The sequence below is a fragment of the Streptomyces sp. SID8352 genome (assembly GCF_009862265.1).
GTDB lineage: Bacteria > Actinomycetota > Actinomycetes > Streptomycetales > Streptomycetaceae > Streptomyces.
Window position 1 is genome coordinate 177066 of sequence record NZ_WWGX01000006.1, and the last position, 26462, is coordinate 203527.

Below are 26462 nucleotides of genomic sequence, written 5' to 3' on the forward strand. Positions count from 1 at the left end.
ATAGGTTATGGCACTCAGTGCCAGGCGTAAAGGCACTGCGTACCGCGGATTTCGGCCGTCCGCTCCCGGAGCCCGGACCCTCCGCCCCTGTCAGCCCCTCGGGAACCGCCGCCCGGGGATCTCCCGGGCTCCCCGGGGGACCTTCGGCGGCCCGCGGTTCAGGGGCCTTTGAACGCGCTCTCGACCTCGCGGACGACCCGCCAGAGCGGTGCGCCGCGCCGGGCCACGACGACCACCACGTCCTGCGGGGACCCCTCCCGCGCGGGCCCGGCGGGCCCGGGAGCGGGCGGGTGGACGGGCACGGGTCCGGACGCGGGCCCGGCCGGGAACGCCGCCCGTACCAGGCCGAGCGCCTCGTCCACCGCCCGGCCCGCGTCGCCCCGGCCACCCGAACGCAGCCAGGAGCGCAGGGCGTTGTTGTGGGCGGCGACCACCGCGGCGGCGATCACGTCGGCCCGCAGCGCGCCGCCCGGGTCACCGGCGAACCGGGCGCGCAGATGGTCCGCGAGGGTCCGCTGGTAGCGCCACACCACCGACAGCTCATGGGCGCGCAGCCCCGGGACGCTCTTCGTCAGGCGGTGGCGCCGCACCGAGAAGTCCGGATCGCGGGTGTACATGAGCAGCACCGACCGGGCGGCGTCGCACACCTGCCGCACCGGGTCGCCGTCCTGGGGCGAGGCGGCCAGGAAGGCCGTCATGCGGGCCAGGCACCGCTCGTGGTCGGGGAAGACCACGTCCTCCTTGGAGGGGAAGTACCGGAAGAACGACCGCCGCCCGACTCCGGCCAGCGCCACGATGTCGTCGACGGTGGTCCGTTCGTAGCCCCGCTCCAGGAACAGCCGGAAGGCCGCCGTGACGAGGGCCTCCCGCATGGGCGGCCCCGCCTCCGCCGCGTCCCGAGCGCTCCCGCCGCGTGGCTCCGCGTTCTGGCAGCTCATGGGGGTGAACGTAGCAGCAGGACGGCCGGGGGTGGCACTCGGTGCTGTGACGGGAGGGGACCCGGTTCCCTCCCGGGTCCGCCGCCGTCCCCAGGGCCTACGATCACTTTCCGCCATCACCCAGGAGGCCCGCATGCCGTCCCCCCGCCGCCCCCGCGTCCTCTACGTCACCGACCTGGCCTATCCGGCCCGCGGCCGCCGCTACTGCGACGAGGACATCCTGCTCACCTCGCGGCTGCGCGCCCACTTCGACCTCGCCCTGTGCCACCCCCGCGACGCGGCGGCGCTGGTGGACGCCTTCGACGCCGCCGTCGTCCGCAACAGCGGCCCCGTCCTGGGGTACCGCGAGGCGTACGACGCCTTCCGGGAGCGGGTGACCGCGCTCGGCATCCCCGTCTACAACCAGCTCACCGGCAGGGCGGACATGGCCGGAAAGCAGTACCTCCTCGACCTGACCGCGCAAGGGCGGCCGGTCATCCCCACCGTCGCCCGCGCCGAGGATCTGCATCTGCTGCCCGAGGCGGCCGAGTACGTCGTCAAGCCCCGGCTCGGCGCCGACTCGATAGGGCTGCGCGTGGTGCCCGCGGGACGGGTCCGCGAGGAACTCGACGGGACGGACGGGGAACTGCTGGTCCAGCCGCGCGTCGACTTCGCCCACGAGATCTCCTTCTACTTCGTCGACCACGGCTTCCAGTACGCCCTGTACGCACCGGACCCCGGGCGGCGCTGGCGGCTGGAGCGGTACGAACCCACGGCCGAGGACCTCGCGTTCGCCCGGTGGTTCGTCGAGTGGAACGGCATCGACCACGGCATCCAGCGAGTGGACGCCTGCCGGGCTCCCGGCGGTGGGCTGCTGCTGGTCGAACTGGAGGACCTGAACCCCTATCTGTCCCTGGACGCCCTCGACGACGAGGGCCGGGACGCCTTCGTCGCCGCCCTGACACGGGCCCTGCGCCGACTGCTCGACGCCCCGCGCCCGCGCCCGGCCGACCGGCCCTGACGCCGCCCCCCCTCGCCGACCGGCCCTGACGCCCGGTGCCCGCCGTCCGGTCAGCGGCCGGCGGGCGGGCGGTGGGCGAGGGCCTCGGTGACGGCCCGCACGCTGCGCGCGATGTGCTGCAACTGCCGCAGTTCCGCCGCGTACATCTTGATCGTGTGCTCGATGACGGACTCGGGCAGTCCGAGCCGGGGCAGGTCCGAGCGGGCGGTCTGCAGGGCGGTGCGGGCCACCCTGATCTCCTGCTGCACCTGGAGGTGCGCGTGGCGGGCGAGCAGCACGGGATGGCGGAGCATGGTGGGGTAGCCACCGTAGCGGGCCGGCACCAGGTCGCGCAGCCACCTGACGGCCGAGCGCTCCCAGTCGTAGCTGCCGGGGGCCTTGACCTGGCACGGCCAGTCCGGGCCGGGCCGTATGGACGTCAGGGACATGATCATCGCTTCCGGGAGTGCGGCGTCGTCGGGACGGGGGCGACGGAAGGTGCGGACCCGGTCCAGGGGATGACCGGGACCACCGCGGGCGCTCGGGTCGGCGCGCCCGACGGGACACCCCGGGCGCGCCGGAGCGGGTGGGAGCCGACGGCCGGAAAGGGTTCACGCAGACGAGGGACGGTTTCCGGACAGCCGGAACGCGACCCGTGAGCAGTATTTATATATGCCATCAGCTTTGCAAGACGTATGAAAACATTCATGTCCACGTCGGTGGGGACGGCCGCCCCCGGGTCGTCCGCGCGGGCCGGCGGTATCGTCGTCCGCACGCGGCGCCGACGGTGCCGCGAACCGGCCGGGGTCAGTCGCGCAGGAAGAACTGGTGCTGGTCGGCGACCTGTTCGTACCCTTCCAGGCGCGCGTGGGTGCGCTCGGGGTCGGCGTCCGTCATCGCCTGGAGCAGCGCCGCGCACATCACCCCCGGCGCCGCGTAGGAGTCGAAGACCAGCCGCGAGCCGGTGCCCGTCGCGAACGTGACGTCGGCCGCGTCGGCCACCGGGCCGAGCGCCAGGTCGGTGATGAGGGCGACCCGCAGCCCGGCGCCGCGTGCCACCCGCACCGCGTCGAGCGTCTCGTGCGCGTGCCGGGGCAGCGAGAGGGCCAGCACCCAGGAGCCGCCCGCCGCGCGGGACTGGAGCAGGGCGTCGTAGGCGACCGTGCCGCCCCGGGTCACCAGGCGCACATCGGGATGGACCCGGCGGGCCGCGTAGGCGAAGTACTCGGCGAGCGACCCGGAGATGCGCAGCCCGAGCACGGTCAGCGGGGTCGACCCGGCCAGGGCGCGGCCGGTCGTGATCACCCGGTCGGCGTCGGCGAGGTCGTGCCGCAGGTTCGTGAGGTTCGCTATCTCCGCGTCCACGGCTGCCTGGAGCTCGTTGCCCCGGTACTCCTCGGCCGGGGCGGTGCCGCGCCCGCCCAGCGCGATCGACTGGAGCCGCTCCCGCAGCGCGGGGTAGCCGCCGAAGCCGACCGCCGCCGCGAAGCGGGTCACCGAGGGCTGGCTCACGCCGACCCGGTCGGCGAGGTCCGTGATCGACAGGAAGGCCGCCTCGGGCAGGTGCTCGATCAGGTACTGGGCGATCCGCCGCTGCCCCGGGGAGAGCCGGGGCCGGTCGAACAGATCCCTGAGCTGGCAGGTGGGGGAGGGTCGCGCGTCGGGGACGGACCGCCCCGAGGTGATCGCGGACGCCCGGGCACGTGCCTGCTGAGGCGATGGCGCGGACGCCCCTCCTGTGTCTCCCACGGGGGTCAACATAGCTCACCGACCGTGTGCGTCCGCTCGCCCTGGGCGTCTTCCGGTTCCCGTCCGCCGCCGGGGGGATAGCCGGGGGCGGTCCGGGAACCCGGCGCTCCGGAGAACCCCGACAGCCATCAGGAGGAGCCGTCACCATGACCGTCCCGGAGGAGAAACGGCCCGGCACCGGGTCCGCCGACGAGGCCGACGACACCGGCGGCCGGGGCACGGACACCCCGCCCCGCCCGGCCGGCGGCACCGGCCGGACCCTGCGCGAGGCATTGGAGGAGGCGCGGGTGCGGCCCGACGACTTCGCCGACAGGTGACCCCGGCCCGCCCCGGCCGCTCCCCGGCCACGGTTCCCGGGCCCCGCCGGGCTCCCGGCCCCGCCCGCACACGACCGGGGCCGCCGCCACGCCCCGGCCCGCCCCGGCCCGCACACCCGTCTTTTGCCACCCGGCCCGCCCAAGTCCCGTCCCGCACGGGCCGCTCGACCGGCCCGAGGGCCGGACCGCACAGGCCGCCCGGCCGGACCGGGACCCGGACCACCTCGGCCCGGCCGGTCCGTGCACGACATGCCCGGCGCCCCACGGCCCCCGCCGCGCCCCGTCCCGCACGGCGCCCGCCCGGCCGTCCGCCCCGGTCCCCGACCCCGATTCCCGGCAGGTGACAACGCGTGAGTGCCCTCGGCACCCTGGAGAAGGCCCTGGAGAACCGTTGGGACGCCTTGATGGCGCGCGTCCTCGGGCGGGAGCGCGTCGAACTCCTCGACGCCCTGCTCCGGGAGTGCGACAGCAAGGCCGTGGCCGGCCCCCAGGGCAGGGTCATGGTCCCCAACGCCTACGACGTCGCCCTCGCCGACGCCGTCCACGAGGAGTTGACGCGCCGTGGCGGACGCGTCGGACAATTCCTCACCGACAGCCTCGTCCGCCACGCCGAACGCAGGGGATACTCCTGGCCCGGACCGCCCACGGTGCACATCACCCGCCGCTCCGACGTGCCCAACGGGCGCTATCTGGTGGCCGGCGGGGTGATGCCGCACGTCAACGCAGGGGGGTTCCCGCTCGCCCCGGGCGCCCGCTGATACCGGGCCGCGCTCCCGGCCCCGTGGCCGGCGCGTGCGTCTGTGGCGCGGACCACCCGATGGGACGCGCCCCGGTGGGGAACCTGTCGGGTATGACGACGCGACTCGGACTCCCCGACGACATCCAGGCCTGCCTCTTCGACCTCGACGGGGTGGTCACCCGGACGGCGGTGGTGCACGCCGCCGCCTGGAAGGAGACCTTCGACGACTTCCTGCGGGACCGGGACGGAGCGGGATTCCGGCCCTTCTCCCACTCCGACTACGACGAGTTCGTCGACGGCCTCCCCCGCGCCGACGGCGTGCGCGCCTTCCTCGCCTCGCGCGGCATCGTCCTGGAGGAGGGCGGCCCCGACGACCCGCCCGGCGCCGACACCGTCAACGGCGTCGGCAACCGGAAGAACGCGCTCGTCCTGGAGAAGATCCGCACCGAGGGCGTCGAGGCGTACGAGGGCACGCTGCGCTACATCGGGGCGGTCCGGGCGGCCGGGCTGCGCACCGCCGTCGTCTCCTCCAGCGCCAACACCGTCGACGTCCTGCGCGCCATCGACGCCGAGCGGCTCTTCGACACCCGCGTCGACGGCGTCGTCGCCCGGGAACGGGGCCTGCCCGGCAAGCCGCGCCCCGACACCTTCCTGGCCGCCGCCCGCGACCTCGGCGTCGAACCGTCCCGCGCCGCCGTCTTCGAGGACGCGCTCGCGGGCATGGACGCGGGCCGATCGGGGCACTTCGGCTATGTCGTCGGCATCGACCGGGCCGGTCAGCGCGAGGCCCTGTACGCGCACGGCGCCGACCGCGTGGTGGCGGACCTCGCGGAGCTGGGAGGCCACGAGTGATCACCAACCGGACGTACACCGTCGAGCCCTGGTCCGTGCGCGAGACCTCGCTCAACCTCGATCTCCTCGCGCAGAGCGAGTCCGTGTTCGCCCTGTCCAACGGGCACGTCGGCTGGCGCGGCAACCTCGACGAGGGCGAACCGCACGGTCTGCCCGGCACCTATCTCAACGGCGTCCACGAGCTGCATCCGCTGCCGTACGCCGAGGCGGGTTACGGCTACCCCGAGTCGGGGCAGACCGTCATCAACGTCACCAACGGCAAGCTGATGCGGCTGCTGGTCGACGACGAGCCCTTCGACCTGCGCTACGGGCGCCTCGTCAAGCACGAGCGCACCCTCGACCTGCGCCGGGGCGTCCTGGAGCGGGTCTGCGAATGGACCTCCCCGGCCGGTTCGACGGTCCGGGTGCGCTCCACCCGGCTGGTCTCCCTCACCCAGCGGGCCATCGCCGCGGTCCAGTACGAGGTCGAGCCCGTCGACGACAGCACCCGGGTGGTCATCCAGTCCGGACTGGTCGCCAACGAGAGCCTGCCCGACCCCGACGGGGACCCCCGCACCGCCAGAGCGCTCCAGTCCCCGCTGGAGCCCGAGGAGCACATGGCCGCCGGGCCCCGGCTGCGCCTGGTCCACCGCACCCGGCGGAGCGGACTGCGGGTCGCGGTGGCCGCCGACCACATGGTGGACGGCCCCGACGAGACGACCATGGCCAGCGAGAGCAACGTGGACGTGGCCCGCTTCACCGTCACCGCCGTCCTCGAACCGGGCCAGCGGCTGCGGGTGCGCAAGACCGTCGCCCACGGCTGGTCGAGCACCCGATCCCGGCCCGCGATGGGCGACCAGGTCGAGGCCGCCCTGGCCGCCGCCGCGCACAGCGGCTGGGACGGACTGGTCGAGGAGCAGCGCTCCTACCTGGACGACTTCTGGGCCCGCGCCGACGTAGAGGTGCACGGCGACGAGGAGATCCAGCAGGCGGTCCGCTTCGCCCTCTTCCACGTCCTGCAGGCCGGTGCCCGGGCCGAGCAGCGCGCGATCCCCGCCAAGGGGCTCACCGGCTCCGGCTACGACGGGCACGCCTTCTGGGACACCGAGATGTTCGTGCTGCCCGTGCTCACCTACACCGAGCCCCGGGCCGTCGCCGAGGTGCTGCGCTGGCGCTGCGACACCCTGCCCGCAGCCCGGGACCGCGCCGCCCAGCTCGGACTGCGCGGCGCCGCCTTCCCCTGGCGCACCATCGACGGCTCCGAGGGCTCCGCCTACTGGCCCGCCGGCACCGCCGCCTTCCACGTGACCGCCGACATCGCGCACGCCGCCGTCCGGTACGCGGCGGCCACCGGGGACACCGAGTTCGAGCGGGGCACCGGCCTGGAACTCCTGGTCGAGTCCGCGCGGCTGTGGCGCTCCCTCGGCCACCACGACCACCACGGCGTCTTCCACATCGACGGCGTCACCGGCCCCGACGAGTACAGCGCCATCGCGGACGACAACACCTACACCAACCTCATGGCCCGCTCGAACCTGCTGTCGGCGGCCGACGCCTGCGAACGCTTCCCGGACGAGGCCGCCCGGCTCGGCGTCGACGAGGAGGAGAGCGCCACCTGGCGGGACGCCGCCGAGGCCGTCCACATCCCGTACAACGACGAACTGGGCGTCCACGAGCAGGACTCCGGCTACACCCGCCACCAGCGCTGGGACTTCGCCACCACCGGCGCCGACCAGTACCCGCTGATGCTGCACTTCCCCTACTTCGACCTCTACCGCAAGCAGGTCGTCAAGCAGTCCGACCTCGTCCTCGCCATGTACACCTGCGGCAGCTGGTTCGACGAGCACTGCGACGAGGAGCAGATCGCCCGGAACTTCGCCTACTACGAGCCGCTGACCGTGCGGGACTCCTCCCTGTCGGCCTGCTGCCAGGCCGTCATGGCCGCCCAGACCGGGCATCTGCGGCTGGCCTACGACTACGCCGCAGAGGCGGCCCTGATGGACCTTGCCGACCTGGAGCACAACACCCGCGACGGGCTGCACATCGCCTCCCTGGCCGGGACCTGGATGGCGCTGGTCGCCGGGTTCGGCGGCACCCGCCGCGACGGCGAGAGCCTGCGGTTCGCGCCGCGGCTGCCCGAGAAGTTCAGCCGCCTCGCCTTCCGGCTCCAGTTCCGCGGCCGGTGCCTGCAGGTGGAGATCGAGGCCGACAAGGCGACGTACACCCTGCTCAACGGCGCCCCGGTGACGATCCACCACCACGGCGAGCCGCTGCGGATGAACGGCGACGGCCCCGTGGTCCGCGCCGTCCCCGCGCCCCCGCGCCGTACCGCCCCCGAGCAGCCCCCGCACCGCCGCCCGAACGTCCGCTGAGCCGCCCCGCGCAGGGCGGGAGGGGTCCGGCGTACGGCCGCGCCCGCCCTGCGCGGCCCGGGAACCAAGGGTAGTTTGACCGTGTTCGTGGGCCTTCGTTGAGGCGTGCACTCCGCGGGTCGCGGGACCGGGCCGCCCCCGGTGGGACGACCGCGGCCGGACGCGGCCCGCTGGCCACCGCCGTCCGGCCGGAGCCGGGGACCGGGCCGGACGTGCCGCGGTCGGCCCGCGCCGCCCCGGAGCCCCCGGGCGGGCGAGGAGCGAAGGGTGCGCCATGGGTGACGGCACGAAGGCCACCGCCGTCACCGGCCGACGGCGCGAGCGCGAGACGCTCCGCCCCGGCACGGGGCGCCGCCCCACCGACCGCCGACCCCTCGCCGCCGTCGCCGCCCTCTTCACCCTCGCCCAGCTCCTCCTGAACGCCACCGGGCTGGGCCTCGGCTGGGACGAGATCGTCTACGTCAGCCAGGTGACCACCCACCACCCGGCGGCCTTCTTCAGCGCCCCCCGCTCCCGGGGCGTCTCCCTGCTGGTCGCGCCGGTCGCCTCCTGGTCGGCCTCCACCGCGCTGCTGCGCACCTACCTGGCCCTCCTCTCCGGGCTGGGCCTCTACCTGGCGTTGCGGGCCTGGCGGGGGCTGTTCCCGGCGCGGGTGCTGGCCACCGCCGGGGCGCTCTTCGCCACCCTCTGGGTCACCCTCTTCTACGGCCCCCAGGCCATGCCCAACCTCTGGGTCGCCCTCGGCGCCCTGCTCTGCGTCGGCTTTCTGCTGCGCGCCCTGCCGGACCGGCCCGACCGGCCCCCACGTTCCCCGGGTACGCCACGGCCCGCCGGGTCGCGGTGGCCCGTGCCGTCCGGCCCGGTCCCGCTCGGCGGTGTGATGGGCGGGGCCGCGCTGATGGCCTGGATGCGTCCGGCCGACGCCGTCTGGGTGAGCGCGCCGCTGCTCGTGCTGGTCCTGGCGCGCCGCCACCTGCCGCTGGCGGCAGCCCTCGTGGGCGGCCTCTCCGCCGGGGCGGCGGAATGGGTGGCCGAGGCTTACGCCCGCTACGGCGGGCTCGGGGAACGGCTCGCGGAGGCCTCCCGCATCCAGGGCGGACTGGGTCGGCACCTGGCCTTCGACGACCAGTTGCGGGCCCTCGGCGGGCGCGGGCTGTGCCGCCCGTGCGCAGGAGCGCTGCCCAGCCCGGCGCTCACCTGGTGGTGGTTCGCCCTGCCGCTGCTCGCCGCCCTCGCCCTGGCAGTGGCAATCCGGGCCGGGCGCACCCTGCCGACCGCGGTTCCGCTGGCCTGTGCCGCCACGGCCGCCGCGCCCTACCTGCTCACCATCGACTACGCCGCGCCCCGCTTCCTCCAGCCCGCCTACGCCCTGCTCGCCCCGCCTGTCGCCGACGCCCTCGGGCATCTGGCGCGCGCCCCCCGAGGCCGGTGGCGGCCGGCGGCCACGACACTGCTCGCCCTCGGCGCCGCCGCCCATCTCGCGGCGCAACTGGCCGTCCTCACCCATGTGACCGCGGGGCAGAGCGCCGCCCGCCGCGACTGGGCCCGCGCCGCCGGAACCCTGCACGCCCTCGGCGTCCGTCCGCCCTGCCTGCTCACCGGGTACGAGTCCATCCCCCTCGGCTACTACACCGGCTGCTCCTCGGGGGACATCAGCGGCCACAACGCCAACACCACGCCCGCCGCCATCGGGGCCGCCGCCCGCCGAATCCCGGTCGCCGCCGTCACCGCCCCCGGCGCCGCCCCGCCTCCGTACGCCCGTGCCTGGACCCCGCGTCGCGTCGGCGGTCTGACCGTCCTGCTCGCGCCCCCGCCGGACGGCGGCGCGGCGGCCTCCGGCCGCTGAACGGCGCCCCGGCGGCCGGAGCCGGACGGCGGCACCGGGATTGGAGCGCGCGCGGCGGGAAACGCGGCAGCCGTACCGGCGTACCGGCGCGCACGGCGGCCATGGCCGGCGAGCCCGCCACGGGCCCGCCGCGCCGGCGGGCCGAGACACGCGGAACGAGCGGACGAGAGCGACGAGAGGGAGGCCGGAGATGGACACCGACCCGATGGCCGACGACGTTCACCAGCCCACCGGGACCAACGAGGAGCAGGGGGACGCCGCGCCGCTCGACCCGGAGAACGTCCTGGGAGGACGCGACTACGACGAGGTCCTCGACGAGGGCTACTCGCCGCCGGAGAAGCCCCTCGGCGTCACCCGGCACGGCACCACGGCCGCCGAGCAGCGGGACGGCGAGACCCTGGACCGGCGACTGGCCCAGGAGGTCCCCGATGTCGCCCCGTCCCTCGGCGACGGCGTGGGCGACACCCCGGGTGGCGAGGGCGAACCCGTCGGCCCCGAAACCGGCGCGGAACGGGCCGGCCGCCTGGTCGCCCCCGACGAGGGCGTGCGGGCCGACACCACCAAGGAGTCCGTCGCCGAGGACGTGGGCATCGACGGCGGGGCCGCCGGGGCGGAGGAGGCCGCGGTGCACGTCGTCGAGGAGGACGGGGCGGGATCCCCGTCCGGCGGTGGCGCGGGTTCCGGCGGTGACGCCGACCGGCCCGGCGGGGGCGGCTGACGGCCGGACCGGGCGGCTTCCGCGGGTGCCGGTCCCTGCGGGGCGACCGGTTCCGCGCCGGTGCCGGTCACCCCGGGAGCCGCTCGCGCGTCAGTGGGGACCGGGACGGCACGGACGGTGCGGGACGACGGCCCCGTGCGCATCCGGCGCCGCCGCGCCCGGGGCGCCGCCCCTCGGCACCGTGGAACGGGCCGGGGGAGCGCCCCGGGTAGGGGCCGGAGTCCGTGCGCCGGGGTGCCGAGCCGTCCGGATCCTCCCCGCCGCGTCAGGGCAGCAGTTTGTCCATCGCCGCCGGGCCCTCCTCCGCAAGCTTCCTGCGGGCCCATTCGAGGTTCCTCTCGGTGATGTCCCGGCCGGCCGCGAGCACCAGGTCCTCCGGGGACACCTCCGTGCCGTTGCGGGTGTGCAGCAGCGCGTCGGGGGTGGCGCGGTCGCCGTTCCCCCCGTCGCCGGACGGACGGGAGGCACCGGGCTGTGACGTCGACATGTTGACTGCTCCTCGCATCCGCATCGCTGCTCCGGTCCGGCCCCGGACGGCGCCGGTACCGGTCCCGAATATCCCGATAACACCATTCAACGCCCGGGCGGCCCGCGCATCCGGAGCGCCCACCCGCGGACCCGCCCGACCGGGGTCCCCGGCGTCCGGCGGACGCGCCGGGGGCCGCCCCGCGCCGGACCCGCTCACCGCTCCCGGGCCCCGCCGCCGCCTCCGCCCCGCCGCGCCCGGAACAAAAACCAGTGGTGCCGCGCCCGCCGCGGCGCCTACGGTGTGCTCACCACGCCCCGGACCGACGGAAGGAGGGCAGAGCCGTGCCGTTCACACCCCGCCCGCGCTCCCTCCCCGTCGTCCCGGCGTGCCGGATCTGACCGGGAGCGCGCCCCGCAGTACGCGACCCGGAGGACTCCGTGACCGATCTGGTCATCCGCGCGCTCGACGCGAGCGACGCCCATCTCTTCGACACCCTTCCCGACCCCCTCGGCGCCCGCGAGGGGCACCGGCTCACCCGCTTCCGCCCCGAGTGGCTGCGTGTGGCGCTCCGCGACGGCGCCGTCGTAGCCCGGGGCGCCTGGTGGGGCGGCCCCGACGACACCGAACCCCTCACCGTCAACTGGTTCGACGTGGCCGAGGGCGAGGAGGAGGCGGGCGCCGCGCTCCTGCGCACCGCCCCCTGGCAGGTCGAGCTCGAACTCAACCCTCCCGGCACCTGGCGCGAGGACCCCGCGCTGCGCGCCGCCGCCGAGGCCCGCTTCGCCGCCGCCCGCGCCGCCGGGTACGAACCGCTGGTGGAGCGCTTCCTGTACCGCTGGACCCCGGAGTGCGGGCTGCCCCGACGCCCCGGCCGTCTGGAGTACCGCCCCGAGCCCGACGACGAGGTCTTCCTCGACGCGCTGCGCCGCATCCACTCCGTCACCCTGGACGCCCACGCGCTGCTGGACATCGAGGAGGGCGGCCCGGACCGGGCGGCCCGGTCCGATCTGGAGTTCTTCCACTGGTGCCCCTCGCCGCGCGCGTGGTGGCAGGTGGCGTACACCCCCGGGGGCGACCTCGCGGGCATCCACATCCCCGCGCACAACCCCTCCGGCCCGTGCGTCGGATTCATCGGTGTCGTACCGGAGCAGCGCGGACACGGGTATGCCCTGGACCTGCTCGCCGAGTGCACCCACTTCCTCGCCGCACGGGGCGCCGGGTTCGTGTCCGCCGCGACCGACCGCGGGAACGTGCCCATGGCCAGGGCCTTCGCCCGGGCGGGCTATCCGGTGACGAGGGAGCGGATCAACTTCCGGGCTCCGCGCGGTTAGGGTCTTTCGTTTGGATCGGGCCGGATCGGGGAGCGGGGTCCGGCCCCGGCGGGGGACCCGTCCCCGTACCGCCGTCGTTCGTCGCGGACCCGGGTGCGCCGCGTTTCCCGGGCCCCGTGCCCCGTGCCCCGGGCCGCCGGGCCCCGGTGTCACCTCGCGGTCCCGCCCCCCGGGGCCGGGCACCGAGAGCCGGGGTTCACGCGTTCAGCAGCGCCTCGGCCTCGGCGAGGATCTCCGTGATCCGCAGCCCGAACGCGGCGTCGCACGGGTGCGGTGTGGCGGTGCGGGCCGAAGCGAGCAGGGCGTCCACCGCGCGCAGGTACGCGGGCTCCACGCCCTCGCCCGGGTCCGCGGGGAGCCGCGTGACCCCCGCGAGTCCCCGCAGCTCCAGTTCGACCCCCGCGGCGGCGGGCGGCGCGGTCAGGCTGAGTGCCAGGGTGCTGGTCGCGCCGCCGGTGTGCTCGACGACGAGGTGGGTGGTGTCCCCGGGCCCCTGGGCGGCGGCGGCCACCCGCCGGGCGTCCCCGAGCGCAGGGAGCAGGACGGAGAGGGCGTGCGGGCCCACGTCCCACAGCGCGCCCTTCTCCCGCCGCCAGGGCGAGTGGGCGAAGGGGCTGTCGCTGGTGAACACCGAGCCCAGCCACTGCGCCCGCGCGGTGAACCAGCCCTCCCGCGCGGACTGTTCGGCGACCCACGCCTCCACCCCGGGCCGGAAGCGGAGGGTGAGGAACACCACGGTGGCGACCCCGGCCTCCCGCACCGCCGCGACCACCTCCCGTCCTTCGGTCACCGACACGGCGAGCGGCTTGTCCAGGAGCAGGTGGCATCCGGCCCGCGCCGCGCGCACCGCCAGCCCGGCCTGAGCGGACGGCGGCAGCGCCACCGCCACCGCGTCCACGTCGGACAGCAGGGCGTCGACGTCCCCGTAGGCGCGGGTGCCGTGACGGGCGGCCAGTTCCTCGGCGGCCTCCGGACGCCGTCCCCACACCCCGGCGAAGTCCACGTCCGGATGGTGCCGCAGGGCGGGGGCGTGTGCCATGTCCGCCCAGGGGCCGGTGCCGAGCAGTCCGATGCGCATGCCGCCGCCTCTCCGTGTCGCCGGGACCCGCCCGGGCCCCGCCGGCCGGGGTGTGCGGGAGCACGGTCCGGCCGGTGCCGAGCCTGTCACACGGACGCCGTCCCCGCACCGCCTCGCCCGCGGCGGCTCGGCGCGCTCCTGGTCGCGCCGCCCGGATGGCGGGAATCGGGCCCTCGTCGGCACCGGCCCCGTTCACCACCCCGAGTGACGATCAACTCTGTTTATGAGTAATGATGTTGACGATCATTCAGTCCGGCCTCTGGTTTCTTCGAACGGTGCTTCCCTAGGATGTACTGTCAGTCAGGCCAGTACGGTTGGCGCGATGGAGAGCTGGGGGAACGATGCCGTCCGAGAAGCGGTTGTCCAAGGAGATCGACGCCAAGGTGCCGACCGCCGCGCGGATGTACGACTTCTACCTGGGCGGCAAGGACAACTACGCGGCCGACCGCCAGGCCGTCGAGGAACTGGACAAGGTCGTCCCCAGCACCCGTCGGCTCGCCCTGAACAACCGGAGGTTCCTCGCGCGGGTCGTCAAGACCCTCGCCGAGGACTACGGCATCCGCCAGTTCCTCGACCACGGCTCCGGTCTGCCCACCCAGGACAACGTGCACCAGGTCGCGCAGCGCATCGCGCCCGACTCCCGTGTCATCTACGTCGACAACGACCCGATGGTGCTCGTCCACGGCCGGGCCCTGCTCGACCAGAACGACCGCACGGCCGTCATACACGCCGACATGCGGTCCACCGACGAGATCTTCGACCACGCGGACACCCGGCGCCTGATCGACTTCTCCCGCCCGGTCGGGGTGCTCTTCAACTCGGTCTTCCACTGCATCCCGGACAGTGACACCGACGGACCGCAGGCCGTGGTCCGCCGGGTGGCGGAACGGCTGGTGCCCGGCAGTTGCGCCGTGATGTGCCAACTGGTCAGCGAGGACGCCGAGGTCCGCGACTCCGTCACGCGGTTCATGGACGACGCGACCCACGGGAACTGGGGCCGGGTGCGCGAACCCCGGGACGTGGACGCCCTGTTCGAAGGCATGGAGATCCTGGAGCCGGGTCTCGTCGAGGTCTCCACCTGGCGCCCGGACAACGAGGTGGCTCCCCGCCAGCTCACCCAGGAGTGGATCGAGTACGGGGGCGTCGGCCGTCTCGCCTGACCGGCCCGGCCCGCGCGCCGGGTGATGCCCGGAGCCGCCCGGGCGGGGCGCCGTTACCGGCCGATCCGTCGCCCGGGTGGCGAGGTCCCGCACCGCCCCCGGCGGCCTCGGCGGGCGGATCCGCCCCTTCGCCCATCGGGAGCGTCCGCGCGGCCGTGCCGTCCGGTCCTCCCCTCCGCCGGTGCCGTGCCCGGTGCCAAGCACGGGCCGGCCTTCCGTGCATCCGGCCAGGCCACAGCGGTGATCCCCGGCGGCGGACCGGAGACCGCGCCTGCGGGGAGCCGCGGACGCGGTCCGTGCCCGTCCGGCCGGAGCCGCCCCCTCCGCGAGGGGCCGCCCCGGCCGGTCGGCCGGTCCCTTCCGCCGTCGGCCCGTCCACGGCACGGGGACTGCCCGCCGTCCTCCCCGGCCGGGCCGCCGGAGTGCGGCCGGTTGTGGCCGGTGGGGTCTTGACGACGCGTCAGATCCGGCTGTTTGCTCTCCCGCAGCCCGGCCGCCGGGGGAGGCCGGTGCGCGCACACGGCCGCCGTCCCCGCCCGCTCACGCCCGGCCAAGGTGAGGAACCGTCAAGGGGAGGGACCATGGCGAGGACACGCAGGAGAATCAGGGACACGGGAAGCGACGAGCCACCGAGGGACCGCTCGGGCCGTCGCTGGCTGCTCCGGGGCGGGTGCGCCCTGGCGACCGCCGCCCTGGCCGCGTCGGCGCTGCCCGCGCACGCCGAGCCGCTGCCCACGGGCACCATCCGGGTGAGCGCCGGTCCCGGCGGGGTACCGGCCGACGCCATGTCGTGGGCAGTGGACGTGAGCGGCGACGGCCGCTACGCGGTCTTCGTGTCGGACGCGGACAATCTGGTGCCCGGCGACACGAACGGGCAGAGCGACGTGTTCGTCAGGGACCTGTGGACCCGGCGGACCGAACGCGTCAGCGTGGGCGACGGCGGCGAGCAGGCCGACGGCGCCTCGTACGAGAGCGCGATCAGCGGCAACGGCCGGTACGTGGCCTTCACCTCCGACGACACCTCCCTGGTGCCCGGCGGTCCGTCCGGTGGCACCGTCGTCTACGTCCGTGACCTCCGGAGGGGCCGGACCGAGCGGCTCGTCACCGGGGCCACCTCGGAGGAGTCCTCCAGGGGATCGAACCCCAACCTGCCGTCATTGAGCTGGAACGGCCGGAAGGTGGCATTCGCCGCCCAGGGCGGTGTCTTCGTCACCGACCGCCGTACCGGTACCACCCGGCTGGCCAGCGTCGGCACCGACGGAGCCCCGGCCAACCGGCTCGTCACCCTGCCGGTGATCAGCGGGGACGGGAACCTCGTCGTCTTCATCTCCACCGGGACGAACCTGCCGCACGGGCGGGAGTCCGGCGCCGAGGAGGGCGAGGGCATCCTCAAGCCGGCCTACCGCCGCCTGTACCTGCACGACATGCGCACCGGACAGACCCGGGGCGCCAGCATCGACGCGGACGGCGAGCTGATCGGCATCGCCCCCGGCTCGGGATCGATCAGCGCCGACGGACGCTACGTCGTCTTCGCCGACCGCGTGGCGGGGACGGGGCTGTCGTCCGTCCCCGGTCCGCGCAACGACGTCTTCGTCCACGACCTGAAGCTGGGCACGACCACGAGGGTCAGCGGTGGCATCGGCGGTGCCCCGGCCGACGGCTCGGCGGGCGGCGCCCGCATCACGGCCAACAGCCGCTGGGTGTACTTCGAGTCGACGTCGGCCAATCTGGTGCCCGGTGACACCAACGAGGCCGAGGACATCTTCCGGCACGACCTGCGCACCGGCCGCACGGAGCGGGTGAGCCGGGCGTCGGACGGCTCGCAGAGCGCCAGCGAGTCCTGGGGGGTGGCGGTCGACGCGCTCGGCACCACCGCGGTGTTCCTCGCGGTGGAACCGGCCGCGCCCGTGGACTATCCGTACTACGGCGTCTTCGCCCGTCACCTGCCGCCCCTGTAGCGGCCGGAGCACCGGAGCGTCCGGCCCCGGCCCGGCGGCGGCACGGCCTCGTCCGTGGCGCCCCGGGTCCGGACCGGGGAGCCACGCCGACCGGTGCGGGGCGGCGGGGGAGTGCCGTCAGGGGTACCGCGCGGCCATCGTGGCGCGCAGCAGCTCCCGTGACTCGCGGGGCGTCAGAGCGTCGTCGGCCAGGTGGTCCAGGGCGACCCGGTACTCCTCGGTCTCGTCGACGTCCTCCAGGAAGTTGGCGCTCTTGATGTGCTCCAGGTAGACGACGTCCGGCAGATCGCTGCCGCCGAACCGCAGATAGGTCACCGGAATCGGCGGCATGGGGGCGTCGGCCACGTCCAACGGGACGATCTGCAGGGTCACGTGCGGGTGCGCGGACATCTCGATCAGGTGCGCGAGCTGCTCGCGCATGATGTCGCGGCTGCCGAGCACCCGCATCAGGACCGACTCGTCGATGATCGCCCACAGTTGCGGGGCGTCGGCGCGGTGCAGCAGCCCCGTCCGCCGGGTGCGCAGCTCCACCCGGCGCTGGATCTCCGCCGCCGGGGCGTTCGGCAGGCCCCGCTCGACGACCGCCCGGGTGTAGTCGGCCGTCTGGAGCAGCCCCGGCACGTACTGGATCTCGAAGGTGCGGATGGTGGCCGCCGCCTCCTGGAGTCCGACGAGACGGTCGAACCACTCGGGCATCAGCCGCTTGTCGTACCGCTGCCACCAGCCGGGCTCCCCGGCCCGCTCCAGCAGTTGGAGCAGCACCGAGACCTCGTACTCCTCGGTGCCGTATCGCTCCAGCAGGGCGCGGACATCGCGCTCGGTCGGCGGCCTGCGGCTCTTGCCCGACTCGATGCGCGACAGCTTCGCCGCGCTGAACCCGACCTCGCGCGCCGCCTGGTCCTGGGAGAGCCCCGCGTCCTCACGGAATCCCGCCAACTGCACGCCCACGAGCATCTTCAGCAGAGTCGGAGCGGGCTCGGTCCGGTCCAGGTAGGGTGCGAGGCGGGAGACGTGAGGTGACGCGGCGGACATCCTGGCTCCCCGGTCGACCGGCAAATTTGAGTAAACACACTATCTCATTCCGCCGGGCGGGAACGCCCCGGTCCGGAGTAAACCCCGGTGGAATCCCGGGAGTCGGCCTCCGGGCCACCGCCGGGGGACGGCGGTGGCGGCGCGACTGCCCCGGTCAGAGCAGGTGGTCGAACTCACCGTCCTTCGCCCCGGCGAGGAACGCGGCCACCTCGGCCGTGGTGTAGACGAGCGCGGGGCCGTCGGGGAAGCGGGAGTTGCGCATCGCGATCCCCCCGTCGACGCGCGCGACCTCGACGCAGTTGCCCTCGGCGGCGCTGTGCCGAGTCTTGATCCAGTGAGTCTCCAGCGAGCTGGCCCGTACACCGTTTCGCACTGTTGGCACCGAAGTCTCCTTGCCGTCCGGGGGAGCGGTCCGCACTGTGTCGGCCTTCACCGCTCCCGGCCGATTCCTTTCGCGCAATTTCTCGTGCAATTGCACGCGAGCGCTGTCACGGGGATACTAACGCTGGCGTCAACCCCTCTGTAGGCGCCCTGTCCTGACGTCGCATCAGGGAGATGCTGTGCCGTTATCCGTGCATCGAACAGTTCGGTCCACCGGCCGATCCGCGCCGGAGACGGGCGCGACCGGCCGGGCCGCCGGGTTCGCGCACACCGCCGCGCCGGAGTTCCGCTCCCGTGACCGGCCGCCCGTTCCCCGTGCCCCCTCGGATGCCGCCCCCTCGGCCCACCCCGTCCGCGCGGTGCTGCGCATCGGGTGCAGTCGGGAGGGATTCGCCCGGGCCCGGACCTTCACCCGCGAGACGCTGCGCGGCTGGTCCGTCGACCACCTCGGCGACGACGCCGTCCTCGTCCTCACCGAACTGGCCGCCAACGCCATGGCGCACGCGCTGCCGTCGCCCGCGGCGGGCGAGCCGGAGGTGCGCCTCGGACTCGCCCTGGGCACCGGGCACCTGACCCTGACCGTCTCCGACTCCGGGGACAACGCACCCGTGCCCGGTCCCTCCGACGGATCCGCGCTGCGGGAGCGCGGGCGCGGCCTGCGCATCGTCGAGGCCCTGGCGGAGGAATGGGGCTGGCACCCCCGGCCCCCCGCGGGCAAGACCGTCTGGGCCATGTTGCCGGCCCGCCCCCTCATCTGACCCGACTGCCGCGGAAGGGCCCCACACCATGCGCAGCGCTCCGACGCCACCACCGAGTTCCGAGCGTGCCGCCCGCCACGCGCCCCCCGGAGCGGCCCGGACCACGCCCCTCGCGGGACTGGACCGGGTGCCCTGGGACGAGATCCGGGACTCCAGCGGATCGGCCGAGGCCATCCCCCGGCTGCTCGACGAGGTCGCCTGGGGCGACCCCGAGACCGCCCGGGGAGCCCTCAGCGATCTGCGCGGGCGGATCTGCCAGTACGGCTTCGTGGTCGAGCAGGCCACCGCCGCGACGGTCCCCTTCCTCTGGGAGCTGGCGCGGTGGCCGCAGGTGAGCTGCCGGGCCCAGATCATCCAGCTCCTCAAGAGCATCGCGGACGCCCGGCAGTGGGAGAGCACCGCCACGGTCTACCCCAAGCTGCTCAACCACCGGGAGAACCCCGTGGTGTGGGAGCGGGCCGCCCGCCAGGCGGTGCGCAGCCGCCGGAGCGCCCTGGAGGACCTGCTCGCCGAGGACGACAGCGAGATCGCCCGGGCCACCACCGAACTGGCGCGCGCCATCGGGGAATGAGACCCGTACCCGCCCTGGGGGAGGAGGCCCCCGCCCCTGCGGGGGAGGAGGCGCGGGGGTCCGCTTCGCATCCGCACATCCTTTCGCCATGCGCGCTGTTTCCGGTCAATTACGGGCGTCAGCGTGCAGTTGAGGAATGTTCCGAGCAGGTCCGGGCATACGCAGGCCACATCGAGAGAGGGGCGCCACGTGCTCGAACCGGACCCGAAGGTCGTCAGGGAGTTGCTGACGCGGTACGCGTCGCTGCGGATCGCTCAGGCAGAGCGGGAACTGCCGGAGGCGGCACGCGAACTGGCCGACGTCAGTTACACCCTGTGCGTCATGACGGCGACCAGCCGCATCCACGAGGCGGTGGCCAGGGCCGACGCGCTGCTGAGCGGGAGGCGGTGTGCGGAGCCCGTCCGCACGGCCGACCCGGAGGGGGAGAGCGGCCTGCCGCTGGCCGTGTGATCCCGTCGCGCCCCGGGGTGCGCGACACCGCATGGGCCCGCCCCGGGCGGCGAACCGGCCGGACGGCACCGGACCGGACCGCGCGGCGGGCCCGGCGCGTGGCGGCTCCCACATCCTGGACGGAATGGGCCGCACCGCCCGACGGGACGCCTAGACTGCTCAGTCGCGCCTCCGTGCGGGGGCGGACGACACGAAAGGCACGTTGACGGGTGTTCCAGGATTCCCCCATCTACGACCGACTCGTCGCCGAGTGCGGCGACGTCCCCGCGCAGGTGCGCGGGGAGGCCGAGCGCCTGCACCGGGAACTGGAGGTCGTCATGCGCCCGCTGCGCACGCAGGGCCACCTCCCAGGCCATCTGCCCGGCACCGACCGGCCACCGCCCTCCCCGGGGGCGGGCTGGCAGCGCACCGCTCTGCTGCCCGGACCGCGCCCGAACTGACGTACACCCCCGCTCGTCGCCCCGCCGCCCCCGTGCCGTCCGCTCACCGCTTCCGCGGGACCCGGTCGGACCGGCCGCCGGCGGCGGAGCGGGCGGACGGCCGACCCGCCGCCCCCCACCCCGGCCGGGCCGTCCGGCCGCCGGGCCTCCCCGGCCACCACCCGCGCCCTGCCCCCGGGCCGGAGCCGTCATCCGGCGCACCGGCTTCCGGACGCCGCTCCCCGCCCCCTCCCCGCCCGCCGAGCGCGCCCCGGGTCGAGCGCAGCGCGAGCAGCAGCACACCGATGTCGTCGAGATAGACCGGGTCCGGAAGCAGATCGGCAGGGAGCACCAGATAGAGGACGGCTCCCCAGAAGACCCACCGGGGCCCCGCCGGCAGCCCCGCGCGCACCAGGTCCCGCCGGGCGCGCACCAGCCGCACCAGCACCGCCACCGCGACGGCCAGCACGGCCGCCGCCGCGAGCGCCAGCCCCGTCACGATCACCACCGTGGACGTGTCCATCCGGCCCCTTCCGCCACGGGCGCGCGGCGCGCGCCCTCCTCCGTCCGTCTTCCCCGGCACGGCCCCGGCGGTGCCGTCCGCCGCCTCCCTCATCCCCGTGGCGCATCAGGAGTGGCACCCGGCGGCGGACCCGCCTAGTAATGGTCACCACACCACGCGTGTCGCACATCGGGGAGCAGGGCGGCACCCCCTCACACGGAGAGATGATGACCACCGGCTCTTCCTCACCTCGCTCGTCCGCGGACGACATAGCCCTCCTCGACCCGCCCGCCGCGCCCACCACCTGCGGCACCGGAACCCTCCGGCCCGGCCCCGCCGCCGGGGAACGGCCCCCGGAACCCGGACCGGGCGAACCCTGCCCCGCGGCCCACGGCGACCCCGTGGGCGACCTGGTGCGCGCCGCGGTGGCCGACCGGCCGCTGGAGGAGGTCGTCGACCTGATCACCGCGCTGGAGCTGTCGCCCCGGTACCAGAGTGCCACCGCCGACGCGCTCCGCGCGGTCGGCGTCCACCGCCCCGTGGAGGACGTGGCCCGGCTGGCCGTCCTCCTGACCCGGCCCCCGCGCCGCCCCGACGGCGCCGACGAGGCGGTCCGCGCGGCGGTCCGCAGCCGCTCGGTGGAGGACGTCACCCGCCTCGTCGACCTGCTGCACCGCGCCCCTCTGGAACCGCGCTGCGGCCAGGAGGCCGTGCGCACCGCCGCCCTCGGCAGGCCCGTCACCGAACTGGTCGAACTGATCGGCCGCCTGGCCGACGAACGGCAGGGGGCCCCCGACCCGGGCCGCCGCCCGCCGGCCGGGGAGGGCCCGGACGGCACCCGCGCGGGCGACCGGCCCCGGCGTCCCGCCGCGCGCGGCGGCTCGACCGGCGTCCTCTGCGGCCGCGTCCTGCGCCGCGTACTGGGCGCCGGACGCCGCCGGTCCCCGCACCGCACCCGGGACCGCGAACCGGCCGCCCCGGCACGGGACCCCCTTCCCGGGCGTCGGCACGCCCTCCCGGTCCGGCGGCCCGCCTCGGCGCCGGAACCCGCCGAGGTGCCCCCGGCCAACGCGCGCACGGCTGACTGGCCGCTCCGGCTCACCGTCGCCCTGCTCGCCTGCTGCGGAGTGGCCCACTTCCCGCCGGACCACGATGGCACCACCGTCCGCGCCTACGCCCTCGCGCTCGGCCTGTCGGCCTTCTGCCTGGCCGTCGCCCTGCTCCTGACCGTGCGCCCAGTCCCCGAGGCGCTCGCCCTGGCGGTCCTCGCCCCGGCGGCGTCGGCCGTCGCCGCACTGCACGCCGCCACCGGGCCCTCGCCGCGGCCGGCCCGAGCCATGGAGCTGGCACTGGCCCCCACCTGGGCCGCCGTCGGCCTCGCCGTCCTGGCCTCGCTCAGCGCGCTCGCCGCCCTCTGCGCCCGGGTCGACGGCCGGACCTCCGAGGGCCGGACCTCCGGCGGGCGGGCCGGGTCACCGGCGACCATGGCCCGGGTCGGCCGCGTCACCCACTGACCTCGCCGCCTCCGCCGCGCCCGCCGGGCCTCGGGCCGCGCCGCCCGGCGCCGGTCCTCCGGCCGCCGCCGACCACCGGCGCCCGGGTTCGGCCACCACCGCGCCCGCCACCGGCGCCCGGGGCCGGCGACCACCGAGCCCGCCACCCTGCCCGCCGTCGGAAGGCCCGCCGCCGGGAAGCCCGGGTACCCGTCGCGGCGGCGGCCGGTGCCGCGGAGGCCGCGCGCCGTCGCCCGCGTCCGGCCGCCGCGTCCTCTGGGACGGCGGCCCCCGCTCCGAGCCACCCGGTCGGTCACCCGTTCCGCCGCGGGGACCGGACGCCCAGCGTGCCCGGCGGATGCCCGTGGTCCAGGAGCCCGGTCAGCACCCGGTCGGGGGTGAGCGGGAGCTCACGGAAGCGGACACCGGTCGCGTGGTGCACGGCGTTGCCCACGGCGGCCGCGGCGCCCACGATGCCGATCTCCCCGATGCCCTTGCCGCCCATGGGGTTGAGCCGGTCGTCCCGCTCGTCGACCCAGTACGCCTCCACGCTCCCCACGTCGGCGTGGACCGGCACGTGATACGACGCCAGGTCGGGCCGGGCGAAGTCGCCGAACGCCGGGTCGACCGGACCGTCCTCGGTGAGCGCCATGCCCAGGCCCATGGTCATCCCGCCGATGAACTGAGAGCGCGCCGTGCGGGGGTTGAGGATGCGACCGGCGGCGAACACACCCAGCATCCGGGTCACCCGCACCTCCCCGGTCACCGTGTCCACCGAGGTCTCCGCGAAGTGCGCGCCGAAGGCGTGCCGGGCGAAGGGGCTCTCGGCGTCGGCCGTCCCCGTGGTGTCGGCGGCGGCACCGACGCCCTCCTCGGGCAGCGGGCCCGCCGTCCCGGCCAGCCGTTCGATGAGCCGCCCGCACGCCTCGTGGACGGCCCATCCCCAGGAGGCGGTACCCGCGGAGCCGCCCGCCACCGGGGCGAACCCGATGTCGCTGTCCGCGATCTCGACGGCCACCCGGTCCGGCCCGACCCCGAGCGCCTCGGCGGCGATCTGCGCGCAGACCGTCCGGGCCCCCGTGCCGATGTCGGTGGCGTTGACCCGGACCAGGAAGTCCCCGCCCGGCAGGGCCCGCGCCGTCGCGGCGCACGGAGCCACCAGCACCGGATACGTGGCCGCAGCCACCCCGGTGCCGGTGAGCAGGGACCCGGCGGCGCGGGTCCCCGGACGCGGGTCGCGGCCGGTCCAGCCGAACCGGCGCGCGCCCTCGCGCAGGCACTCCACCAGGTGCCGGCTGCTGAACGGCCGGCCGCTGTCGGGCTCGGTGTCCGGCTCGTTGCGTATCCGCAGCTCCACCGGGTCGACGCCGAGCCGGACGGCCAGCTCGTCCATCGCGGACTCCAGCGCGTACATGCCGGGGCACTCGCCGGGGGCCCGCATCCAGGACGGCGTCGGCACGTCCAGGGGGACCACGCGGTGCACGGTGCGCAGGGCCGGGGCCCGGTACATCACCCGCGCCGGTACCGCCGCCTGCTCCACGAACTCCTTGATCCGGGAGGTGTGCGTCGTCACCTCGTGCACCAGGGCGGTGATCCGCCCTTCCGCGTCCGCGCCCAGCCGCAGCCGGTGCAGGGTCGGCGCCCGGTGGCCGACGACGGACGGCAGATACCGGCGGGGCAGCGCCACGGTGACGGGGCGGCCGGTGTGCCGGGCCGCCATCACGGCCAGCACCACGTCGGGCCGGGGCGTGCCCTTGGAACCGAAGCCGCCGCCCACGTGCTCCGCGAGGACCCGGACCCGGTCCGGCGGCAGCGCGAACATCCGGGCAAGCTCCCGGCGCACGGCGGTGGTCCCCTGGCTGGAGGTGTGCACCGTCAGCGCCTCGCCGTCCCACCGGGCCGTGGTGGCGTGCGGCTCCATGGGGTGGTTGTGCAGCGGCGGCACCCGGTACTCGACGTCGATCCGGGCCGCCGCCGCGGCGAGCCCCGCCCCGGTGTCGCCGTGCGCGGTGACGGCCGGGTAGCCGCCGTTGGCTGTCTCGGGGACCACGGCGTCGCGGTGCCCCTCGGCGAGGGTCACGTCGAAGCCGTCCGCCTCGTAGGCGACGCGGACGGCGGCGGCGCCCTCCCGCGCGGCCTCCGGCGTCTCGCCCACCACCAGGGCCACGGGCCAGCCCCGGTGCGGGACGCGGGGCCCGCGCAGGACGGCCAGCACGGGATCGTCGGGTTCCGCCGACCGGGGGGCGTTCTCGTGCGTCAGCACCGCCAGCACTCCGGGCAGGGCGAGCGCCGCCGCCGTGTCGACGCCGGCCACCCGGCCGCGCGCGATCGCCGCCGGGACGGGCCGGGCGTGGGCACGGCCGGGGACGTGGTGCTCGGCCGCGTACCGCGCCGTGCCGGTGACCTTCTCCGGTCCCTCCCGGCGCTCGACGGGCGCGCCCAGCGCGGTCTCGGTGCCGGTCATGGGTCCTCCTCGGGGGCGCCCTCGCGGGCGCGGGGTCAGTCCGCGGCGGGCGGTGCCAGCCGGGCCAGTACGTCCAGGGCCAGCCGCCGGGCCAGCGGCACCTTGTAGGCGTTGTCGCGCAACGGCTCGGCGGCGGCCAGCTCCAGCTCCACGGCGTGCTCGAACGCCGCGAGGGTCGGCGCCGCGCCCCGCAGGGCGTCCTCGGCCCGGCGCGCCCGCCACGGCTTGTGCGCCAGCGCGCCGAAGGCGAGTCCGGCCCGCTCCACCACCCCGTCCGCCACGTGCAGCACGGCGGCGAAGGAGGCGAGTGCGAAGGCGTACGACGCCCGGTCGCGGGCCTTGCGGTAGGCGGAGGGCAGCCCGGCCGTGGCGGCGGGCAGGACCACACCGGTGATCAGCTCGCCGGGATGGATCTCGGTGTCCCGCTCCGGATGCTCCCCGGGCAGCCGGTGGAAGTCGGCGGCGGGTATCCGGCGCGATCCCTCCGGGCCGTGCAGCTCCACCCGGGCGTCCAGCGCGGCCAGCGCCACCGCCATGTCGGAGGGGTGGGTGGCGACGCACCTGCCGGAGTGCCCGAGCACCGCGTGATCCCGGTGCAGGCCCTCCAGCGCGCCGCATCCGGTACCGGGCTCCCGCTTGTTGCAGGGCTTGGTGACGTCCTGGAAGTACGGGCAGCGGGTGCGCTGCAGCAGGTTGCCGCCGGTGGTCGCGGCGTTGCGCAACTGCGCGGAGGCGCCCGCCAGCACCGCCTGGGACAACGCCGGATAGCGGTCCCGGACCGCGGGGTGCGCCGCGAGGTCGCTGTTGCGGACGGTGGCCCCGACGCGCAGCGAACCGTCCGGCAGCTCCTCCACCGCGTCCAGCGGCAGCCGGGTGATGTCGACCAGCGCGCCGGGTGTCTCGACTCCGAGCTTCATCAGGTCGACGAGGTTGGTGCCGCCGCCGAGGTAGCGGGCCCCGGGATGGGCGGCGAAGGCGGCGGTGGCCTCCTCGACACCGGTCGCCCGCACATAGGCGAAGGGCTTCACGGGATCACGTCCTCGACCGCGTCGGCGATGCGCGGGTACGCCCCGCACCGGCACAGGTTGCCGCTCAGACGCTCCCGGATCTCGTCCCGGTCCAGCGGCACCGGCCCGCCGGACGGCACCTCCGGGTCCGTGACGTGCGAGGGGTGTCCGGCGGCGGCCTCCGCGAGCGCTCCGACGGCGGAGCAGAGCTGGCCGGGGGTGCAGTACCCGCACTGGAACGCGTCGCGCTCCAGGAACGCCCGTTGCAGGGGGTGCGGCTCCCCGTCCCGCCCGGCGAGGCCCTCCACGGTGGTGACCGAGGCGCCGTCCAGGGCGACGGCCGGGAGCAGGCAGCCGTTGACCCGCCGCCCGTCCACCAGGACGGTGCAGGCGCCGCACTGGCCGTGGTCGCAGCCCTTCTTGGCCCCGGTCAGCCCGAGGTCCTCCCGCAGCAGGTCCAGCAGGACGCGGCGGTGGTCGACGGTCAGGGTGTGCGGGACGCCGTTGACCGTGAGGGCGACCGGTGAGCTGTGGGCGGGTGCGGGTGCGGGTGCGGGGGCGGTGGGGCCGTCGTGGTGCTGGCTGTCCATGGCGTCGGTGACCTTCCGGGACGGGCCGTGCTGTGCGGTCCGCGTATCCACGCAGCGCGGGCTGACACGTGGGGGCGCCCTCGTGCGCCCCGTCCCCATACCCGTTCCGGGGCGCAGGGCGTTCCCCCGTGCTCCCTTCCGGGCGTCCCGGGCTCCCGGGCGCCGCGGGACGGGGGATCACCGGTCGGGCGGCGCGGCGCGCACCGTGCGGGAGGCGTCGTCCACCCGTACGGGGCGGTAGGCGGCGCCCGTGCCGAGGGCACAGTTCACCTTGGGGCCGGGGCCCGCCTGGGATTCCGGGACGGTCGTG

At 75.7% G+C, this 26462-nt stretch carries 25 protein-coding genes and 1 pseudogene; 15 read left to right on the forward strand and 11 right to left on the reverse strand.

The window, feature by feature from the left end; genetic code table 11:
• Positions 1-158: 158 nt before the first annotated feature.
• On the reverse strand, positions 159-872 hold the full coding sequence (locus GTY84_RS01935) for a TetR family transcriptional regulator (protein WP_161224463.1): 714 nt from the start codon (positions 870-872) through the stop codon (positions 159-161).
• 199 nt (positions 873-1071) lie between these two features.
• Here GTY84_RS01935 and GTY84_RS01940 point away from each other — a divergent pair, with 199 nt between their 5' ends.
• Entirely contained in the window at positions 1072-1938 is an 867-nt protein-coding gene (locus GTY84_RS01940) for a hypothetical protein (RefSeq protein ID WP_161224247.1), read from the forward strand.
• Between the two features lie 50 nt (positions 1939-1988).
• Here GTY84_RS01940 and GTY84_RS01945 read toward each other — a convergent pair whose 3' ends face one another.
• Both GTY84_RS01945 and GTY84_RS01950 read right to left on the reverse strand, forming a co-directional pair.
• Complete coding sequence (locus GTY84_RS01945) at positions 1989-2372, reverse strand: hypothetical protein (RefSeq protein WP_202548978.1); 384 nt, start codon at positions 2370-2372, stop codon at positions 1989-1991.
• 352 nt (positions 2373-2724) lie between these two features.
• Positions 2725-3666, reverse strand: coding sequence for a MurR/RpiR family transcriptional regulator (locus tag GTY84_RS01950; RefSeq protein WP_345943309.1), 942 nt, complete (start codon positions 3664-3666; stop codon positions 2725-2727).
• 146 nt (positions 3667-3812) lie between these two features.
• On the opposite strand from GTY84_RS01950, the gene GTY84_RS32810 reads away from it, so the two are divergent.
• The 6 genes from GTY84_RS32810 (at position 3813) to GTY84_RS01975 (ending at position 10489) form a co-directional block, all read left to right on the forward strand.
• On the forward strand, positions 3813-3983 hold the full coding sequence (locus GTY84_RS32810) for a hypothetical protein (RefSeq protein ID WP_202548979.1): 171 nt from the start codon (positions 3813-3815) through the stop codon (positions 3981-3983).
• A 350-nt stretch (positions 3984-4333) separates the two neighbouring features.
• Complete coding sequence (locus GTY84_RS01955; RefSeq protein WP_161224250.1) at positions 4334-4741, forward strand: DUF3662 domain-containing protein; 408 nt, start codon at positions 4334-4336, stop codon at positions 4739-4741.
• Positions 4742-4833: 92 nt separating this feature from the next.
• A complete protein-coding gene (locus GTY84_RS01960) occupies positions 4834-5574 on the forward strand; it encodes a beta-phosphoglucomutase family hydrolase (protein ID WP_161224251.1) in 741 nt (246 codons plus the stop codon).
• A complete protein-coding gene (locus GTY84_RS01965; RefSeq protein WP_161224252.1) occupies positions 5571-7925 on the forward strand; it encodes a glycosyl hydrolase family 65 protein in 2355 nt (784 codons plus the stop codon). The genes GTY84_RS01960 and GTY84_RS01965 overlap by 4 nt, the downstream gene beginning before the upstream one ends.
• Positions 7926-8199: 274 nt before the next feature.
• The gene (locus GTY84_RS01970; protein WP_161224253.1) at positions 8200-9771 is read left to right on the forward strand and encodes a hypothetical protein; all 1572 of its coding nucleotides are present in this window, start codon (positions 8200-8202) and stop codon (positions 9769-9771) included.
• Between the two features lie 190 nt (positions 9772-9961).
• Positions 9962-10489, forward strand: coding sequence for a DUF5709 domain-containing protein (locus tag GTY84_RS01975; RefSeq protein ID WP_237531967.1), 528 nt, complete (start codon positions 9962-9964; stop codon positions 10487-10489).
• Between the two features lie 265 nt (positions 10490-10754).
• On the opposite strand, the gene GTY84_RS01980 is transcribed toward GTY84_RS01975, so the two are convergent.
• Positions 10755-10976, reverse strand: a complete 222-nt coding sequence (locus tag GTY84_RS01980; RefSeq protein ID WP_161224254.1) for a hypothetical protein — start codon at positions 10974-10976, stop codon at positions 10755-10757.
• 419 nt (positions 10977-11395) lie between these two features.
• Between GTY84_RS01980 and GTY84_RS01985 the strand changes: the two genes are divergently transcribed.
• Positions 11396-12289, forward strand: coding sequence for a GNAT family N-acetyltransferase (locus GTY84_RS01985; protein ID WP_161224255.1), 894 nt, complete (start codon positions 11396-11398; stop codon positions 12287-12289).
• A gap of 196 nt (positions 12290-12485) precedes the next feature.
• Here the strand turns inward: GTY84_RS01985 and GTY84_RS01990 are convergent, their stop codons facing one another.
• Positions 12486-13367, reverse strand: coding sequence for a Gfo/Idh/MocA family oxidoreductase (locus GTY84_RS01990; protein WP_161224256.1), 882 nt, complete (start codon positions 13365-13367; stop codon positions 12486-12488).
• A 341-nt stretch (positions 13368-13708) separates the two neighbouring features.
• Here GTY84_RS01990 and GTY84_RS01995 point away from each other — a divergent pair, with 341 nt between their 5' ends.
• On the forward strand, positions 13709-14527 hold the full coding sequence (locus GTY84_RS01995) for an SAM-dependent methyltransferase (RefSeq protein ID WP_161224257.1): 819 nt from the start codon (positions 13709-13711) through the stop codon (positions 14525-14527).
• A 581-nt stretch (positions 14528-15108) separates the two neighbouring features.
• Positions 15109-16485 carry a hypothetical protein gene (locus GTY84_RS02000; protein WP_161224258.1) on the forward strand — a complete coding sequence of 459 codons (1377 nt, stop codon included), beginning with the start codon at positions 15109-15111 and terminating at the stop codon, positions 16483-16485.
• 117 nt (positions 16486-16602) lie between these two features.
• On the opposite strand, the gene GTY84_RS02005 is transcribed toward GTY84_RS02000, so the two are convergent.
• Both GTY84_RS02005 and GTY84_RS33320 read right to left on the reverse strand, forming a co-directional pair.
• Positions 16603-17517: a helix-turn-helix transcriptional regulator gene (locus GTY84_RS02005; RefSeq protein ID WP_161224259.1), complete on the reverse strand. Its 915-nt coding sequence runs from the start codon at positions 17515-17517 to the stop codon at positions 16603-16605.
• Positions 17518-17671: 154 nt separating this feature from the next.
• Entirely contained in the window at positions 17672-17899 is a 228-nt protein-coding gene (locus GTY84_RS33320; RefSeq protein ID WP_161224260.1) for a DUF397 domain-containing protein, read from the reverse strand.
• A 190-nt stretch (positions 17900-18089) separates the two neighbouring features.
• Between GTY84_RS33320 and GTY84_RS02015 the strand changes: the two genes are divergently transcribed.
• The 4 genes from GTY84_RS02015 to GTY84_RS02030 all read left to right on the forward strand — a co-directional run bounded on the left by GTY84_RS02015 (position 18090) and on the right by GTY84_RS02030 (position 20117).
• Positions 18090-18656, forward strand: a complete 567-nt coding sequence (locus GTY84_RS02015; RefSeq protein ID WP_265291864.1) for an ATP-binding protein — start codon at positions 18090-18092, stop codon at positions 18654-18656.
• Positions 18657-18684: 28 nt separating this feature from the next.
• On the forward strand, positions 18685-19227 hold the full coding sequence (locus tag GTY84_RS02020) for a hypothetical protein (protein WP_161224262.1): 543 nt from the start codon (positions 18685-18687) through the stop codon (positions 19225-19227).
• A gap of 189 nt (positions 19228-19416) precedes the next feature.
• Positions 19417-19677, forward strand: a complete 261-nt coding sequence (locus tag GTY84_RS02025) for a DUF5133 domain-containing protein (RefSeq protein ID WP_161224263.1) — start codon at positions 19417-19419, stop codon at positions 19675-19677.
• Between the two features lie 209 nt (positions 19678-19886).
• Positions 19887-20117 (forward strand): hypothetical protein, encoded by a 231-nt coding sequence (locus GTY84_RS02030; protein WP_161224264.1) that lies wholly within the window; start codon positions 19887-19889, stop codon positions 20115-20117.
• 211 nt (positions 20118-20328) lie between these two features.
• Here the strand turns inward: GTY84_RS02030 and GTY84_RS33325 are convergent.
• Positions 20329-20619 (reverse strand): annotated as a pseudogene (locus GTY84_RS33325) (hypothetical protein); the annotation flags it as partial.
• A 158-nt stretch (positions 20620-20777) separates the two neighbouring features.
• On the opposite strand from GTY84_RS33325, the gene GTY84_RS02040 reads away from it, so the two are divergent.
• Positions 20778-22112 (forward strand): hypothetical protein, encoded by a 1335-nt coding sequence (locus GTY84_RS02040; RefSeq protein WP_161224265.1) that lies wholly within the window; start codon positions 20778-20780, stop codon positions 22110-22112.
• A 292-nt stretch (positions 22113-22404) separates the two neighbouring features.
• Here GTY84_RS02040 and GTY84_RS02045 read toward each other — a convergent pair whose 3' ends face one another.
• From GTY84_RS02045 to GTY84_RS02055, 3 genes are read right to left on the reverse strand one after another with little or no spacing between them, the layout of a single operon-like run.
• Positions 22405-24555: a xanthine dehydrogenase family protein molybdopterin-binding subunit gene (locus GTY84_RS02045; RefSeq protein WP_161224266.1), complete on the reverse strand. Its 2151-nt coding sequence runs from the start codon at positions 24553-24555 to the stop codon at positions 22405-22407.
• A gap of 35 nt (positions 24556-24590) precedes the next feature.
• Positions 24591-25583 (reverse strand): xanthine dehydrogenase family protein subunit M, encoded by a 993-nt coding sequence (locus tag GTY84_RS02050; protein ID WP_161224267.1) that lies wholly within the window; start codon positions 25581-25583, stop codon positions 24591-24593.
• Positions 25580-26152, reverse strand: coding sequence for a 2Fe-2S iron-sulfur cluster-binding protein (locus GTY84_RS02055; protein ID WP_161224268.1), 573 nt, complete (start codon positions 26150-26152; stop codon positions 25580-25582). The genes GTY84_RS02050 and GTY84_RS02055 overlap by 4 nt, the downstream gene beginning before the upstream one ends.
• Positions 26153-26462 lie beyond the last annotated feature (310 nt).